The organism is Syntrophomonas sp. UBA5494, from assembly GCF_002426325.1.
The window spans coordinates 23,004-38,581 of sequence record NZ_DIPG01000115.1 but is presented as its reverse complement, the minus strand read 5'-3'; the positions used below and the strand labels follow the sequence as shown (position 1 = coordinate 38,581).

The 15,578-nt window shown below is 48.2% G+C and carries 14 protein-coding genes; 5 read left to right on the top strand and 9 right to left on the bottom strand.

Going from position 1 to position 15,578, the window contains the following annotated elements:
* The 3 genes from B3W37_RS12890 to B3W37_RS12880 all read right to left on the bottom strand — a co-directional run.
* A partial coding sequence (locus B3W37_RS12890; protein WP_483176064.1) for a hypothetical protein occupies positions 1-302 on the bottom strand: 302 nt, incomplete at its 3' end.
* A 621-nt stretch (positions 303-923) separates the two neighbouring features.
* Positions 924-1,802, bottom strand: a complete 879-nt coding sequence (locus B3W37_RS12885; RefSeq protein WP_483176063.1) for a hypothetical protein — start codon at positions 1,800-1,802, stop codon at positions 924-926.
* 22 nt (positions 1,803-1,824) lie between these two features.
* Positions 1,825-2,628: a MerR family transcriptional regulator gene (locus tag B3W37_RS12880; RefSeq protein WP_483176062.1), complete on the bottom strand. Its 804-nt coding sequence runs from the start codon at positions 2,626-2,628 to the stop codon at positions 1,825-1,827.
* A 355-nt stretch (positions 2,629-2,983) separates the two neighbouring features.
* On the opposite strand from B3W37_RS12880, the gene B3W37_RS12875 reads away from it, so the two are divergent.
* From B3W37_RS12875 to B3W37_RS12865, 3 genes are all read left to right on the top strand, one after another.
* Positions 2,984-4,873, top strand: a complete 1,890-nt coding sequence (locus tag B3W37_RS12875; protein WP_483176061.1) for an APC family permease — start codon at positions 2,984-2,986, stop codon at positions 4,871-4,873.
* A 96-nt stretch (positions 4,874-4,969) separates the two neighbouring features.
* The gene (locus tag B3W37_RS12870) at positions 4,970-6,532 is read left to right on the top strand and encodes an ATP-binding protein (RefSeq protein ID WP_483170823.1); all 1,563 of its coding nucleotides are present in this window, start codon (positions 4,970-4,972) and stop codon (positions 6,530-6,532) included.
* A gap of 30 nt (positions 6,533-6,562) precedes the next feature.
* Entirely contained in the window at positions 6,563-7,246 is a 684-nt protein-coding gene (locus B3W37_RS12865) for a response regulator (protein ID WP_481037820.1), read from the top strand.
* Positions 7,247-7,531: 285 nt separating this feature from the next.
* Here the strand turns inward: B3W37_RS12865 and B3W37_RS12860 are convergent, their stop codons facing one another.
* The 5 genes from B3W37_RS12860 to B3W37_RS12840 all read right to left on the bottom strand — a co-directional run bounded on the left by B3W37_RS12860 (position 7,532) and on the right by B3W37_RS12840 (position 12,861).
* Positions 7,532-8,689 (bottom strand): c-type cytochrome, encoded by a 1,158-nt coding sequence (locus tag B3W37_RS12860; RefSeq protein ID WP_483176060.1) that lies wholly within the window; start codon positions 8,687-8,689, stop codon positions 7,532-7,534.
* A 218-nt stretch (positions 8,690-8,907) separates the two neighbouring features.
* Positions 8,908-9,675 (bottom strand): cytochrome c biogenesis protein CcsA, encoded by a 768-nt coding sequence (gene ccsA / locus B3W37_RS12855; RefSeq protein WP_483170818.1) that lies wholly within the window; start codon positions 9,673-9,675, stop codon positions 8,908-8,910.
* Complete coding sequence (locus B3W37_RS12850; RefSeq protein ID WP_483176059.1) at positions 9,672-10,715, bottom strand: cytochrome c biogenesis ResB family protein; 1,044 nt, start codon at positions 10,713-10,715, stop codon at positions 9,672-9,674. Before B3W37_RS12850 ends, ccsA begins: the two co-directional genes overlap by 4 nt.
* Positions 10,716-10,894: 179 nt before the next feature.
* Entirely contained in the window at positions 10,895-12,259 is a 1,365-nt protein-coding gene (locus tag B3W37_RS12845) for an aldehyde dehydrogenase (RefSeq protein ID WP_483176058.1), read from the bottom strand.
* A 293-nt stretch (positions 12,260-12,552) separates the two neighbouring features.
* Positions 12,553-12,861, bottom strand: a complete 309-nt coding sequence (locus tag B3W37_RS12840; protein ID WP_481037815.1) for a zinc-ribbon domain containing protein — start codon at positions 12,859-12,861, stop codon at positions 12,553-12,555.
* Between the two features lie 357 nt (positions 12,862-13,218).
* On the opposite strand from B3W37_RS12840, the gene B3W37_RS12835 reads away from it, so the two are divergent.
* Positions 13,219-13,881, top strand: a complete 663-nt coding sequence (locus B3W37_RS12835) for a DUF4489 domain-containing protein (RefSeq protein ID WP_483170814.1) — start codon at positions 13,219-13,221, stop codon at positions 13,879-13,881.
* Positions 13,882-14,098: 217 nt separating this feature from the next.
* Positions 14,099-14,674 (top strand): DUF4489 domain-containing protein, encoded by a 576-nt coding sequence (locus B3W37_RS12830; RefSeq protein ID WP_483170812.1) that lies wholly within the window; start codon positions 14,099-14,101, stop codon positions 14,672-14,674.
* 167 nt (positions 14,675-14,841) lie between these two features.
* Here the strand turns inward: B3W37_RS12830 and B3W37_RS12825 are convergent, their stop codons facing one another.
* Positions 14,842-15,534 carry an N-acetylmuramoyl-L-alanine amidase family protein gene (locus tag B3W37_RS12825; RefSeq protein WP_483170811.1) on the bottom strand — a complete coding sequence of 231 codons (693 nt, stop codon included), beginning with the start codon at positions 15,532-15,534 and terminating at the stop codon, positions 14,842-14,844.
* Positions 15,535-15,578: the final 44 nt, after the last annotated feature.

The following is a 15,578-nucleotide window of genomic DNA, read 5'->3' as shown; positions in this document are numbered from 1 at the left end:
TAGCCTTGATTCTCCAAAGTGCTGATCATGGTATTCATCGTATAGGTTCCGGTGACTTCACCTTCAAATACATAGGGCTTTAAATCCGTGTCCTGGGTATCCGCGTTGACAAAATATGCCCTCACGATGCCGTTGGCACTATGACCCGCCAATTGTTCGTGATAAGTAGTGTTATCATAAATTCTCGATTTGGTTTCATAATAGACATCTCCTATGCCCTGCTGATATGTAAATCCTGTTAAAAATATTCCCGACAACATGGCAACCGCCAGGATACCTGCTGTGAATTTCTTGTTGTTCATAAATACCATTTTCTCCTCATAATCCCATATTATTATTCCGCTTGGTGTTTCGATCTTTTACCATTCTAGCATCAATTTTCCAAGCCTTTCAAGCCGCACTCTGTTAACAAAGGAAAAAAACCACTGCAGAATAAAGATGAGAATAAATTATGAGGAAAAACTAATGCCGCTTAATCGATTTGTCCGGCCAAACCAAATCTTTTCAATGACCAGGCGCAATGGTGATATGATTACATATGGCGAGTTGTTTCAATTCTGCTTGGTAATCTTAGGAATTATTTCTCTGTGCTTTATGCTCAGAAAATAATACGGCCGCCTTTGTGTAAGGCGGCCTAAACCCAATTTACGAACCTGCCGCCATACCACAAGCGGCAACTCCTTTTATATCTCAATGATAGCATAGCAAAACCTAAGCTTCAATTCCTCATAGCTCCCTTTATTATAGCATGGACTTTGCTTATAGGATCAGTGACCTATGGCAGGGAACAACCATGTTTTTACTCCTGGAACAGCGAACCCCTGAATCCAAACTTGCAAAAGCCGGCAATTTCAGGAAGATTATTAAAAAAAGCCAGGTCTCTCGGAAGTAAATTTTAAAGAACTGTTCCATTTAAAATGGGCTCAGGCATTGTATTGATTGACTAAAGCGGGGTTTGGAATATTCAGCATAAAGTCCTCTGGCTTTTCTAGGGAAAGATAGACCCTCCCAACCTCTAACCTATTGCCCAGCATGCCCTGAAAGGACTGGGGCGGGTTAAGTTCAATTTCGACATTACATTTTTCACCAACTGACAGGAACAGGCTTCCCGGATTTTTTTTATCCGGACCAGGGGCAATGCCGGGGGCCGGCTTCTCTATTCGTTTTACTGCTCTGATATACTCCCAGGGTATCTCCTGGTGGTAGCGAAGACCTACCCGGAATCTTACTCCTTTACCGGTCATTTGGTGTGGATAAAGACGCATAGCCTGGGCATCTGCCCATATCCACATTATGGCCCATACGCCTAACACCAAATGAACCACCTTCCATACCAGCCACCGGTCGGGGAGCATTAGAAACACGGCCAGGATCTCTAACCAACATATCACAATAATGGCCTTGGCCAGAAACAGGTAGCTTGCCAGGCGGGTGGCAAAACATGCGGTTTTATCGGGGAGCTGTTTCTTCCTCAATGAGAGGTATAAGGCATAATACAGTTGAGGTTCGATTAAAATCAAGCGGGCTACACGTGCCGGGAATATCTCTTCCAAAGCTTCCTGCCAGGCGGCAAAGGTTTCCTCACCTGCTTTTTTCAAAGTTCGATAACGAGCAATAATACGAGAAAGGTTGAACAGGAGGATCATCAGGAAAGTGAGTTCCAGGATAGCCGGTACCAGGATAAAGTACTTCATTTGTTCTTTAGAGATAATCCCGCTGCCGAAGAGTGCAATATCTGCTATAACCAAAATGAGCAGGATGGGTAGTGAATAGCGCGAAAGTTTTGACAAAATAGTTTTCACCCTCATATTACCCTGCCTTCCGTTATTTATTAAAAGGTCCGGTTTCCCTACTGTACTGCAGGCTGAGTTCACAGAATTTCATTTGAGCCGGGGTTAAAAGGCTGCTCAGCATTTCATTAAGCAGCGGATCGAAAGGGTTCACAGTTTCAAGACTGCACATGGTTTCAATAATAGGAATGCACTTCAATATTCGAACACAATCCCTGGCCAGTTCATCTATCTCCTGAGCATCTTCGGGTAGGTCAGCAATTGCAACAAGCCGCTCGTTCATTTTTATTAATTTTTGAAAAACCTCGGGATTGTCTTTAAGATATTCAGCCAACTGCACGTAGTACTGTTGATGATTCAGACCCCATTCATAACTATCCAAGACTTCATAGATTTGGCGCTCCTTTTCCCTTACATCAGGATACGATTCATAATGCTCGGTGCCGATAATATCGTTGACCATCTGAAATGTTGCCGTATCTTCCTTCAATATGAGAAGCGGTTCGGCCGCTAACAGCTTTTGAACCTTTTCAAGCCGTGCTTGCAGTGTATTTATCTCGCTGCTCAACTCTCTTGCCAATGATTCCAGAACCGAACGCATAGTAGTACTGTCAGCGGGATCTCCCAGCATATCTTTTATTTTCTCAAGACTAAAACCTAAAGCCTTTAGCCGCTTAATAGCCTGCAATCTATGGAGTTCTGTCGCTCCGTAAAGCCGGTAGCCGTTTGGGGACCTCACCGGTTCTGCCAAAAGACCGATTTTGTGATAATGAAGAACCGTTTTTACTGTGACTCCAGTCAACTGAGCAAATTCGCCTATCTTGATCATGATTTCCATGTCATCACCCCTTTCAGTATAAACTCCTACCTAAGGTCGGGGTCAAGGTTTGGTTTATTTTGGTAAGTTAGGGGGGATACATTGTCGGCCTCCGGCCAAAAGAGGCCCAAATTGGAAGTTGGCCTCTTTGTTCTGGATACCTTCTCCCAGGAGTGACCCATCTTACAAATCACATACCCGGCAATTCTTCTGCATTGTGACTTTAAAGGATTTTGGCTTCGCCTTCTATACAACTTTTTTATCCTTCTCATAGAGAATCGATACAGATTATTTATGCCGCGCAGTTTTACTATAGTTAACAAAGCTAAGACTAATACTATCCGTTTTAGTCATCTGTAAAAGGCAGGTAATCAATATGTTCAGGCGTTTAGGCAGGTTCGTGTTTGGCAAAAGTATGGCCAGCCACCAACTGGGAAATGAAAAATTAAATGTTTTCTGGGGTATGCCCATCCTGTCCAGTGATTCGATTTCCTCGGTCGCATACGCGGTGGAAGAGATTTTGCTGGTTTTGGTGCCGGTGATCGGTTTGGCCTCTTTTATGTGGATGCCGCGTATTGCCCTGGCTATTATTGCCCTGCTCATCATATTGGTGTTGTCTTACCGCCATGTGGTGGACGCTTACCCCAACGGCGGCGGGGCTTACGTGGTGGCCAAGGATAATCTGGGACCGATCTACAGTCTGGCTGCCGGGGCGTCTTTGTCGGTAGACTACACCTTAACGGTGGCAGTAAGTATCGCTGCAGCCAGTGCGGCCATCACCTCGGCGTTTCCGTCTCTTTATGCGCATCGGGTCGCCATATCTTTATTGCTGATATTTTTGCTGGCGGTAGGTAATTTAAGGGGAATCCGCGAATCATCGCGCATTTTCAGTCTGCCTACTTATGCTTTTATACTATCTATAGTAGTCCTGGTAGCAGCCGGTATTATCAAATACCTTACCGGCGGCATGCCTGCCCTTCCGGCTGCAGAGGCCATCCCGGCAACACCAGGTATTCAGGCTGTAACCATGTTTCTGATTATCAGAGCATTTGCTTCGGGATGCAGCGCTTTAACAGGAGTAGAAGCAATCAGCAATGCGGTACCCAACTTTAAGGCTCCGGCCGCCAAGCAAGCCAAAACCGTCTATGCCTTGCTGGCTCTGGCCATTATAGTATGTTTTGGCGGCGTTGCGGTTCTGGCCAATCTGTATCAGATAGTGCCCGACCCCCGGCAAACCGTCATAACCCAGTTGACATTAAGCATCTTCGGGCCCGGTCTGATGTTATACATCATGGCCGCCACTACTGGTTTAATCCTGGCTTTAGCCGCCAACACCGCGTATAGCGGTTTCCCCACCCTGCTGTCCGTCATAGCCCAGGACGGCTATGTCCCCAGACAGCTTTCCATGCGCGGTCACCGGCTCAATTTCAACAACGGTATCATTCTCCTGAGCTTGGCCGCGGCCATTTTAATCATTGTCTTCCAGGCCGATACTCATCTGTTGATCAGCCTCTATGCGGTGGGCGTTTTTACCTCTTTCACCCTATCGCAGGCAGGGATGGTTATCCACTGGTGGAAAGAGCGGTCGAAAGGGTGGACATGGAAGGCCTTAATAAATGCGGCCGGGGCGGCAACTACCGGTGTGGCGGTAACCGTCATAGGCATTACCAAGTTTGCCGAGGGTGCCTGGATAGTATTTGTAGTGGTGCCTTTAATAATTACGGTCATGCTGAAGATCAAAACCCATTATTTGTCTGTGGCTCAACAGCTGGACATACCCAACGAATCTCTAGCCCAAATAAATCTGAACAGCGATTATCAGCATCATGTAATCGTACCGGTCGATAGCTTTAACGCTATGGTGGTGAAGGCGCTGCGGTATGCGCGCAGCATAACTTCCCATGTGGAAGCTTTCCACGTGGAGGTCTATGCAGGCGAGTCGGAAAAGCTGCGGCGGAAATGGAATTTGCTGGACACGGATATTCCATTGATCGTCAAGTTTTCCCCCTACCGGGAAGTTGTGAACCTCTTGACTGAATATATTGATTCTGAGGAGCATGCCTCCCAGCCGGGAGATATTATCACCGTGCTGCTGCCGCAGTTTTTCGTCCCTCACCGCTGGGAGATGGCCTTGCACAACAACACCAGCCTGTTTATCGCTAATGCCATGCTTAAAAAGCGCAATGTCATCGTATCTATAATCCCGTTCTATCTGGAAGATCTCAAGACTTACCACTTGGCCAAAAGCCATAAACCTGTTCTTTAGTAATCCCCAGGCCCTTCAATTATAATGAAAAGGGAATTACGATACCGGGTAGAATAATACAGTTCATGGTATGCGAGAAGCGGAGGGCAGCATTGCTTGGGCAGATCAAACTATTGGCGCAAAATCGGCAGAGCTATTCACGCCAGTCTTCGGATCGATTATACAACGGATCAAGACAGCAGGCTGATAATATTTTCTTTGTTCCTCACCGCAGCGGTTACTCTGATCGGCAAGTTGTACAGTGATTACCTGGGGTTAACCAATATCGGGATGCTATATTTGCTGCCGGTTATTTTTGCAGCCTCCCGCTTGGGGGTCAGACAATCGCTCTTCATAGCCCTGGTCAGCGTCTTATGTTGGGACGTGTTATTTATGCCGCCCATCCTTAACCTGGCGGTCAGTGATACCCGGCATTTGATCACCTTCCTGGTGTTTATGATGGTGGCATATACCACCGGCAATATGAGTGATTTGCTCCGCTGCCGGGCGCAAGAAGCCACCCAACGCGAGAAACAGACCCGGGTTCTATATGAATTGGCCCGTGGATTATCGGCGGCAGCCGACCTGGACATGCTGGTCAGCCAGGTGGTCAAGCAGACGGCGGAGACATTGGATGCCGAAGCGGCACTGTTTATGCCCGGTCATAACGGAGAACTCAGAGTCGTTGCAGCAAACAAAACCCTGACTGATTTGGCGTCGAGTCCCAACGATTTGCTGGCGGCCCAGTGGACTTTCAGCCACTCTCAGCCGAGCGGCTTAGGCACTGACACTTTTACCGGCGCCAGGGGTTATCATGTACCGGTCAAAACCGAGGAAAAAACCATGGCGGTTTTGGCAGTAAAACCGTCTAACAACTTGCTTGAAGCCGAACAGATAAATCTGCTGCAGGCTCTGGCGGGGCTGTCGGCCTTGGCTATAGCGAGGCTCGAATTAGCGGAGGAAGCCCACGACGTGAGAACCCTTGAGGCCAGTGAAAGACTGCAGGCGGCTTTGTTCAACTCTATTTCCCACGACTTGAAGACACCGCTCACCTCCATTATGAGTGCGGTCTCCAGCCTGGTCGACGATGAAGCCATATATGATGAAGAGCAAAAGGCCACCTTGTTAAATGGCATTAAGCTGGGGGCTGAGCGCATGAACCGTTTCGTAAACAACCTTCTTGATATGGCGCGCCTGGAGAGCGGCTATATGAAACTTAATCCGGACTGGTCGGATATACAGGACATTATCGGCGTGACCCTGCGCGAAAACCAGGAGATCCTCAAAGGGCACAAAGTCAAAGTTGAGATTCCCGATGCACTCCCGCTCATTAAAGTTGACTACGCCTTAATCGAACAGGTGTTGACCAATTTGCTGCATAACGCCGTCAAATACTCCCCCCGGCATAGTGAGATAATAGTAAGCGCGGCCGAAGTTGACGGATTATTGAAAGTGTCGGTAACCGACCAGGGCGAAGGTATAACCCCGGGCGACGAGGAGTTCATATTCGACAAGTTTTATCGTCTGCAGTCTCCCGGGAATGTTAGCGGCACAGGCTTGGGTTTGTCTATTTGCCGGGGTATTATCGAAGCGCACGGGGGGACCATATGGGCTGCCGGCCAGTCTGAAAGAGGCAGCCGGTTTAATTTTACCCTGCCGGTTGCAGGCGATGTTTTCTAATTATATTCAAAGTGAATAGAGAGGCAAGAGATGGGAGCCAAGATATTGGTAATCGATGATGAGTTGGAAATCCGCCGGCTGTTAAAAATCGGCCTGATAGCCCACGGGTATGATTTCACCGAAGCTGCGACCGCTAAAGAAGGCCTTTACCAAGCCGTAACGGCCCGCCCCGATGTGATCATACTGGATATGGGTCTCCCGGATCAGGAGGGATTGGAAGTCTTGCGGCAAGTTCGGGAATGGAGCCAGGTGCCGGTAATCATACTGTCGGTGCGGGGCCAGGATCATGAAAAAGTCCAGGCGCTGGATATCGGGGCCGATGATTATCTGACCAAGCCCTTCAGCGTGAGTGAACTGATGGCCCGGATCAGGGTGGCTTTGCGCCATCAGGCCAATGTCAAAGACGAACCGGTCGTTCAGATTGGTGATCTCTTCCTGGATTTTTCCCGGCGCCTGGTCAAAGTTGCGGAAACCGATATACACCTGACCCCGATAGAATACGACCTGCTAAAGATACTGGCCGCCAATGCCGGGAAAGTGGTAACCCACCGGCATCTTATCAAGGCCATTTGGGGAACTGAAGCTCAGGAGCATTCCCAATACCTGCGGATCTACATCAGCCAGCTGCGTAAGAAAATAGAAAAGGATCCCAACCAGCCGGGGTTCATTTTAACCGAACCGGGGATAGGCTATCGCCTGATTGCTATGGAATGATCGTCTCCGCCATTCAACTATCTCCGCTTGACGCCAAACAGCGGCATGTATTGGAGCGGACACCTGATTACTGACCCGCATAACGGTATTCCCGAATTGGATCACCTGACTTTTAATCAGGGTGTCGAAGGTTCGAAGCCTCCATGGCTCACCAATAGAAAACAAAAAACCGCGCGGGATGGCGCGGTTTCATATTTTTTAACAATATGGTTTTTTATCCAAACGGATTCTGACACATTTATGATGCCCCCACTTCTTCACTAAAGGAGGTGCGTCAAATTATTCTTAATACAGCGATTTTAGATATTCCACCAGATCGCTTTTCTCAGCTTCACTTAAATCAAGTTTAAATTGCTGGTCATAGTGGTTGACGACGTCCATCAAAGTTTTAGCGCTGCCGTCATGAAAATAGGGGGCAACCGCCCAAACCCCGCGCAATTGCGGCACTTTATAGGTCCCGTCCTTAAAAACCGGGGAGTTGGCATGAGCAGGATCGGTTCCCACCACTTCAGGTTTGACCTTTTCGTTGTTAGTGAACAACGGGGGGGTGTGGCACTTGGTGCAGTTAGCTTTGCCCTCGAATATTGCTTCTCCACTGGCAGCCCTGGCCTGGTCAAAAGAACCCGGGTTCGGTGCCGGTGGATCAATAGACTCCAGATAAGCAACAACTGCTGGCATTTTGGGACCGATCAAGTCGATTCCATCTCCCAGATCCTGGTTTGTGATTCCCCACTTTTCTGGAGGTTTAAATTCCCCATTACCATGTCCGACAATATCCATGGTGAAATGGCTGCGCTCGGCAGCACTTTCAAAGCTGCCATTCCAATTGAAGTATTTTATTCCCTTGGTCCCAAAAGCCGCTTCCATCACTGCAGGATTGTTAACCCCGTCCTCGGCTTCATTGTTAAATGTAACGTCTAGTCGACCTGGACCCCAACTAAGGAGCTGCTTTTTTTTGGCGTTGTCGAGAGCCGGAGAAAGAGCCAGTATTGCACCCACATTCAAACGGGTATTAGGGATGCCGTCCAAGCGCTCGCCATTTTGATTCACAACACTGTGGCAAAACGCGCAGGTGATACCCCAACGTTTCTTGCCGTCATCGCCTGTCACTTCTTGAATGCCAACCACTTTACCAGTATTATCGGTCATCACCCCCAGGGTCTTTTCACGAGTATCTGCCGGGGTGGCCAGCAAGGTTTCAAAAGGGAGTTTCAGGGTATCGGTGAAGTAATATTCATTACCATAGGTATCATATCTAAAGACATCCATTCCCTGCATGACAAGTGTTTGCGTCGATTGAGAAGATTCTTCCTGGGGTTTTTTGGCTACATTGCTATTGCGGTCACGGTTTCCAGCAACAGCCTGATACAGCCATATACCGGCAATAACAACCAGCAACGCCACAACACCCCAGATAATACCTGATCGATTCGATATACGCATACCGCCAACCTCCAGAAAAATTTGTATGCATAGGTTGCCCTGATTATCGTTTGGTATTCGGCAATGATTCGACCTTAGATACTTTAACCGCCTTCACCAAAATCGCCGGAATCCTTAAAAAAGATATGCCGGGGAAATCGGAAATACACGGTGTAACCATTCATATTCAACCCTAACAAGAGATAAATATCAGAGCAGCCTTATCCCTGAATTCAGCTTTAAGAATAGCTATGCATGCCGCTAAATAGATAAGTCACGCCAAAAAATGTGAAGAGAACTATAATGAATCCTGCTACCACCAGAAGGTTAGACGGCTTTCCCCGCCACTTTGACTGCCGGTGCAGGTGAAGATAGACGGCATAAACAATCCATGTGACCAAAGCCCAGGTCTCTTTGGGATCCCATGACCAGTAGCTGCCCCAGGCCTGTTCGGCCCAAACCGCTCCAAAGACAATCGATAATGACAATAAGGCAAAGCTCAAGGACACAACCCTGTAAATCGTTTCCTCTCTGATCTGATTCAACTTGTGGAGCTGCACTGCGGCTAATCCGGCTGCCAACGTGAAGCCACTATAGGAGGCAGCCGCAGTCAAAACATGAACTGTCAGCCAGGGGCTTCTCAATGCGGGCGGGAGCGGCGCTAAACCGCTTGATTTATCAGGCATGATAAAGGCTGCAGCTGAGAGCAATAGTGCGGCAATCATAATGACCGGCCCTCCGGCGTTCCTCACCGGATATTTGGCTGCATATATTAAAAACATCAATACGGTTATGAAAATAAAAGTTAACAGAAAGTCATATCCGCTGGAAAGTGGGAGCCTGCCGCTTATTCTGCCGCGCATCACCAGGATAACCAGGTTGAAGGCAAGACCAGCTGCAGCCAATGAAAAAGCCATTTTTTCCAAACTATTCTTAAAACCGCTCCAGAAAAATGTAATAGAAGAAATCAGGTAAAATACCAGGGCAATATATACAGCCGATGTCAATATTTCAGCCTCCCGTTAACTGAATCACAGCGCTGGTTTTGGTTGAGAACCGCCTCGCTGCCTAGACCGCCCTGCACATCCGAACTGTTCGCATCAACCCCCAAAGGCTTGTAGAGCAAACCAAAACAGATTCCTCCGACAAGCAACAAAGCACCGGCAGCTGCGTAAGGTATGCCCGGGTCTGATTTCAGCCTTAGAACCGTAAATGGTTGCACTCCGGTAAAAGTAATATATGTATCGTCTGCGATCTTGATAGTTTGATTAAAGGAAGCAATTCCGGTGCCGAGCGCTACCCCTCTTTCATAAACAGATATTATTACTTGGGGATTATCTGGCCTGAGGGACGGGTCAACCGCTCGGTAAGGATCAAAATTGGGGGCATATCCATTTATACGAATCTGTCGCTCAGTATTGGGTATGGATAATATCTGTCCAATATGCAAAAGCTGATCGGGGCCAAAATTGCTTTGCATTTTGATCTGATAACCCAAGCTTTGCTGATAGGCTTTGATGCCGGCAAGAGTCAAGGGGTGGTTGACACTGATGATATAGTGTCCCTGATCGCGAACCCCATCCCCCGCATTTATCACTGAACTATACTGCGCCGGTGAGCCGTCCGCATTATATTCGATTGAAATTTGCTGCAGTTGTACTTGCAGCGGCTCACGGGTTGGCATTAAAGTTGATATGTCAACAGTCCCGCCCTCGGCGATACTAACTTCTAATGCTTTGCCGTAATGCGCATTTAAAGCTCCCCCTACCATTACAAGCAAGATGCCGGCATGAATCAAAACGTTTCCGAATCTCGCGACTTTGTTTTTTGGTTTAGCAGTTCTTCCAGCCCGCTTAAACAACTGCATGATCTGCCTGTTGGTACAAAACATCAGGTTGATAATTAACAACACCAGCAGCAGCTTAAACTGCATAGTTTTGTAGAAATTATCGGGTGATACCAGGCTTCCTAATGCGGACATAACGCCGATTAAACCCAGCAAAACTATGCCGAATTTCATGGAAGAGATTTTATTAAACAGGGACATAGCAAAAGATGCTCCCCCCGTCCTAAAGTGTATTTATATTCAAATGATTGCCTGGAAGAAGGTTTTTTAACCTGAATATGAAGGTATTTCGCCTTTAGTGCTTTATCAGCACATTATCTGCGAATATTATAGATGTTTGAGAGCTATGATCGCCTTCAACTGCCCGGCCTTAATATCCCCTATTTCAAAAACAGGCGCAACAGTCTCGACTTGCTTGCTGTATAGGGATGATAGCGCATGGGCAGATCGATCCAGTTGGATTTCTTCAGAATGCTCTTGTAATGGGTAAAGGTATCGAAGCTGTACTTGCCGTGGTAACAGCCCATTCCGCTGTCCCCTACTCCGCCGAAGCCCAGGTGGGGGGAAGTCAGGTGGATCACGGTATCGTTTATGCAGCCGCCGCCAAAAGACAGGCTGCTCAATATGCGTTTTTCCGCAGCCCGGTCAGAGCTGAACAAATACAGGGCCAGGGGCTGGGGCATGGATCTGACGATGGCTATGACCTCATCCAGGTTTTCAAAGCTCATGACCGGCAGGATGGGGCCCATGATCTCTTCCCGCATCAGCGGGGAGGCGGGCGAGACATCGCCGACTACGGTGGGTTCGATGAATCGGCTTTGAGGATCACTGCGTCCGCCCAGCAGGATGTTCTCATCTTTGATCAGTCCCAACAGGCGGTCAAAATGCCTGTCATTGATTATTACCGGCAGATTGGCATAATTCCGGTCAGGAAAAAAATCCTCCAGGGCTTCTTTAAGGAAACTGATGAAACGAGTCCTTACGCTGTGGTGAACCAGCAGATAGTCCGGAGCCACACAGGTTTGGCCGGCATTCAGGTATTTGCCGAAAGCCAGCCGCCGGGCCGCGATTTTAAGGTCGGCGGTCTGATCTACTATGCAGGGGCTTTTTCCACCCAGCTCCAGGCTAACCGGGGTAAGATTCCGGGAGGCGGCCTCCATGACTACTTTTCCCACCTCAATGCCCCCGGTGAAGAAGATATAATCCAATTTCTGAGTCAGCAGCTGCTCACTCTGCTCTTGGCCGCCCTCGATCACGGTGATGTACTGAGGGGGAAAGCAAGACGCTATAAGTTCTGCCACCACCCGGCTGGTATGCGGCGCATGCTCGGAAGGCTTGACGATAGCGCAGTTGCCGGCAGCGATGGCTCCTACCAGGGGTTCAAGGCTGAGCTGAAAAGGATAGTTCCAGGGAGAAATGATAAGGGCCACCCCATAGGGCTCTGCTATGATGAAGCTCCGGGCATGAAATTGCGTCAGGGGGGTTGGCGCCTTTTGGGGCTTGGTCCATTTTTTGATATGTTTTAAGGCGAACCGCAGCTCCGATAAGACCAGGCCCACTTCGGTCATGTATCCTTCATAATCCGATTTGTTCAAGTCTTGTTTCAAGGCTGCCAGTAAATTGGCCTCGTGCTGCACAATGCCTCTTTGCAGCCTTTTTAAGGCAGCCGTGCGGAAGGCCACCGGTTTGGTTGCATCAGTAAGAAAATAATCGCGTTGACGGGCAACAATTTCTGCTATAGTCATGAGCGGGCCTCTGCGGAGAGAGTCTGTTCAGCAACATGGAAATACCTGAATTAATACTGCGGTCTTAATAAACATTATAATCTTCGTTAATATACTATACTACTACCTGCATCCGGGCTGGTAGAGGCAATTTCAATAAGGGATACGCCGTCCCGCTCACGCAAGGATTAGAAACAACCATTTCCTATTTCCGTTCCCTTTTTCACCTATAGTTGCGGGTAGATTTCACAATACTTCCGCTAAAAATAAGTAAACTCCCCGGAAGCGAATCCGGGGAGTTTCAGTTCAGCGGTTTACCAGCTGTTTCTACGGGGTTGCGGTTTGTAGCAGTCTCTGCAGTATACCGGTCTGTCCCCACTGGGCTTGAACGGTAAGGTTGTTTCTTTGCCGCAGGTGGCGCAAACTGCCGCATACATCTGACGGTCTGACTGACCATACCCGCCGCCGCGGTTCCCCATTTGGGATTTCCGTGCAGCACGGCATTCCGGGCACCGGCCAGGTTCATTGGTGAACCCTTTCTGTGCATAAAATTCCTGCTCAGAAGCAGTAAAGTCAAAATCACGACCACAATCCTTACAGCTCAACGTTTTGTCAGAATACATACAAAAACCTCCTTGATTATTGCCCTACCAAGGGAAGCGCCTATCATCTGTTACTCCCCTAGAATTGAAGCAATCGAGAAGGTTCGTTCATCCGCATGTTATAGGGCTAAAAACAGTTTAACTGATAATTCCAGGATAATCAAATACTTGTCGCAATTTATTTTTTACAAAATATAGTTTTTTTCATATAAATAGCCATTCAATTAGAATCAGACACACTCGACAACCGCCCCGGTAACAACTTCAAAGGATTCTGAATACAATAACGGTAGAAATGGGAGAATAATGTTTTTGTTCCAATAAAGGTAATAATGATTACTATTTATCAGCCCAATTATTATTAAGGAGGTTATTTGAGTGCCTGATTTGAAAAAGCCTCGCCATGCAATTCCCTGTTCTGCTGATCCTGAATATGATTATCCCATGCCCGATAATGCTGATTTCTGCTGTTCCCGTCCCCAGCCTAAGCCCAAGCATTATCCTCATAAAAAAAAGTCGGTCGAATTTGTCTGCGGAAATGCTGCCGGCCTGTCTTTGCCTGTATCTGACGGTGCCGGTTTAGTTGTCGATAGGGTGGGCGGCGCCATCCCCGGCAACGCACTGGTAGCGGGAACAGTCAATCTGGACACTTCCGGCATGGTCCAGCCTACCGTAAAAGTTGATTTCTCCAGTGTGGTCAATTTCTTGATTAACCTGAATGAGTACGTTGTTGGGCTTTTGTTCTCGATTGATTTCCGTCTCAGCAAGATCTGTGACGGCAACAAAGTGCATCTGGGAACCTGGACTTATAAGAAATCGGTGGGTATAGGCGGAGACCTTGCCGAGGTACAGCCACAACAAAGTTATGGCCTGGGGTTGCAAATCGATTATCGGCAGCCCTTTAATTTCTCGTTCTGCGAATGCGATCCTTGCCCTTCCGAATGCTGCACTTACGTAGTCGAAATCGTAAATATTAATTCTTTCGGCATCACTTCGGCATCGCTCACCAATGTCAGCATCAGCGCCTTGGCAGTGGACTAAAGGGCATGGAGCTTTCATCTCAGCCAATAAAAGCCCCCATCCCGGGGGCTTATAGTTTGGAAGATGCACCTGTGGCCATTTGTCCCCGGTAACAAGCCGGAATCATTATGAATAGAATACGGTATAAATGGCAGAATAATGCTTTTATTCCAGTCAGGGAAAAGCGCCCCGGGTTAATGGTTTTAATTCCTCAATAATTAATAGGAGGTAGATTCAATTGACACCCAAATTTAAAGTCCCGAATGGCGGAGACTGCTATGATAATCCCCCGGAAAAAAAAGACATCGTGCTGGCCTGTGGTACCGGATCCGGCGTGGCTTTGCCATTGATAAGCGGGCCTGTACCGCTGGGTTTTACGCCGGCTAAAGTGGTTGTAGGCACTGTTACCCTGGATACCAGAAAACTGGAGAAACCATCCGTTAAAGTAGATTTCTCCAGTGTGATCAATTTACTGGCAGATGTAGGATTGGGAGGGCTCTCTCTATCTATTCTGTTCACACTCAGCAAGGTCTGTGATGGCGACCGCATTCCGCTGGGAAGCTGGACATATCAGAAAACAGTAGCCTTCGGCCTGCTTTATGGTGCAGCGGGCGAAGACGTCGCCTCATCTGCACTGTCAAATGGTTGTATAGAGGTCGATTTCCGTGAAAGCTTCGGTTTCAACTGGTGTGAATGTCAGAACTGTCCGGACTGCTGCACCTATGTTGTCGAGGTGGCTGATGTTCAGTCATTCAACATTCAAAGTGTCTCCATCACCAATGTGAGTATTAGTGCCCTGGCAGTGGGCTGTTAAACTCCGGCCAAGGGGTAAAGCGATAGCCTGACGCGGGAATGCCTGGTTAGTCGCTGCTCCTTAAATATCACCCGGCATTTATAAATGAACGACTTAAGCCCCCTTTGAAGGGGGCTTAAGCTTGAGCCGGAAAGTCATGATAAATTCATTCCTGCACTAGACAATGATCACGTTTTTCGCAGGGCGTCAAGCAGGTTTAAGGCCACCTGCAGCACAAACCACTTGGGAGCCGCCTCTTCAGCGTCGTGCTCGGATTTAACCAAACCTTCCTTCATAGCCTGCTCCATGATATCTTGCTTCCACTGCTCAACGGCAGGCGGCCCTGTTTCGATATTGAGGAATTCGCTGATGCCGTCAACTATGGCCCTGGCAATGCGGGTCTGAACCTCGCTGCTTTTAAGCATGAGTTCTTGAGCGGGGTTGCTGATAAAGCCGCATTCGCAAAGGATAGCCGGCATTTGTGTTTCGCGGGTCATGTGCAGGTTTTGAATTCTGACTCCGCCATCGGGCCAACCGGTACTTTGGGCCATTCTGGCCTGCACCCGCATCGCCAAGAGTTCTGCCTCTCCGCCAGCCGCCTGAATATACGTGCTGATATAGTTGGGGCCGGGATTGGCCGAAGAGTTGCAGTGTATGCTTATGGCAAAGTCAACCCTGGCGCCATTGAGTGAGTTGGATCTTGTCATCAGGCTCTTGGAACTGTCATCACTTCGGGTCATCAGGGTTTCGATTCCCATCCTGCTCAACAAAAACTGTACCCTCTGGGCAATGGCCAGGTTTACGTCCTTCTCATATGTCCCCCCCGGACCTACTGCGCCCGGATCCTCGCCGCCATGACCGGGATCGATTCCGATTTTCATATTATCCCCCTTCCACGCTAACTTCCACTATTAGCATATTCAGA

Bases quoted from the DNA above. Each gene is read 5' to 3' on its own strand.
- B3W37_RS12880 (WP_483176062.1), bottom strand. From the start codon at position 2,628: ATGGAAATCATGATCAAGATAGGCGAATTTGCTCAGTTGACTGGAGTC.
- B3W37_RS12875 (WP_483176061.1), top strand. From the start codon at position 2,984: ATGTTCAGGCGTTTAGGCAGGTTCGTGTTTGGCAAAAGTATGGCCAGC.
- B3W37_RS12865 (WP_481037820.1), top strand. From the start codon at position 6,563: ATGGGAGCCAAGATATTGGTAATCGATGATGAGTTGGAAATCCGCCGG.
- B3W37_RS12860 (WP_483176060.1), bottom strand. From the start codon at position 8,689: ATGCGTATATCGAATCGATCAGGTATTATCTGGGGTGTTGTGGCGTTG.
- B3W37_RS12850 (WP_483176059.1), bottom strand. From the start codon at position 10,715: ATGTCCCTGTTTAATAAAATCTCTTCCATGAAATTCGGCATAGTTTTG.
- B3W37_RS12845 (WP_483176058.1), bottom strand. From the start codon at position 12,259: ATGACTATAGCAGAAATTGTTGCCCGTCAACGCGATTATTTTCTTACT.
- B3W37_RS12840 (WP_481037815.1), bottom strand. From the start codon at position 12,861: ATGTATTCTGACAAAACGTTGAGCTGTAAGGATTGTGGTCGTGATTTT.
- B3W37_RS12825 (WP_483170811.1), bottom strand. From the start codon at position 15,534: ATGAAAATCGGAATCGATCCCGGTCATGGCGGCGAGGATCCGGGCGCA.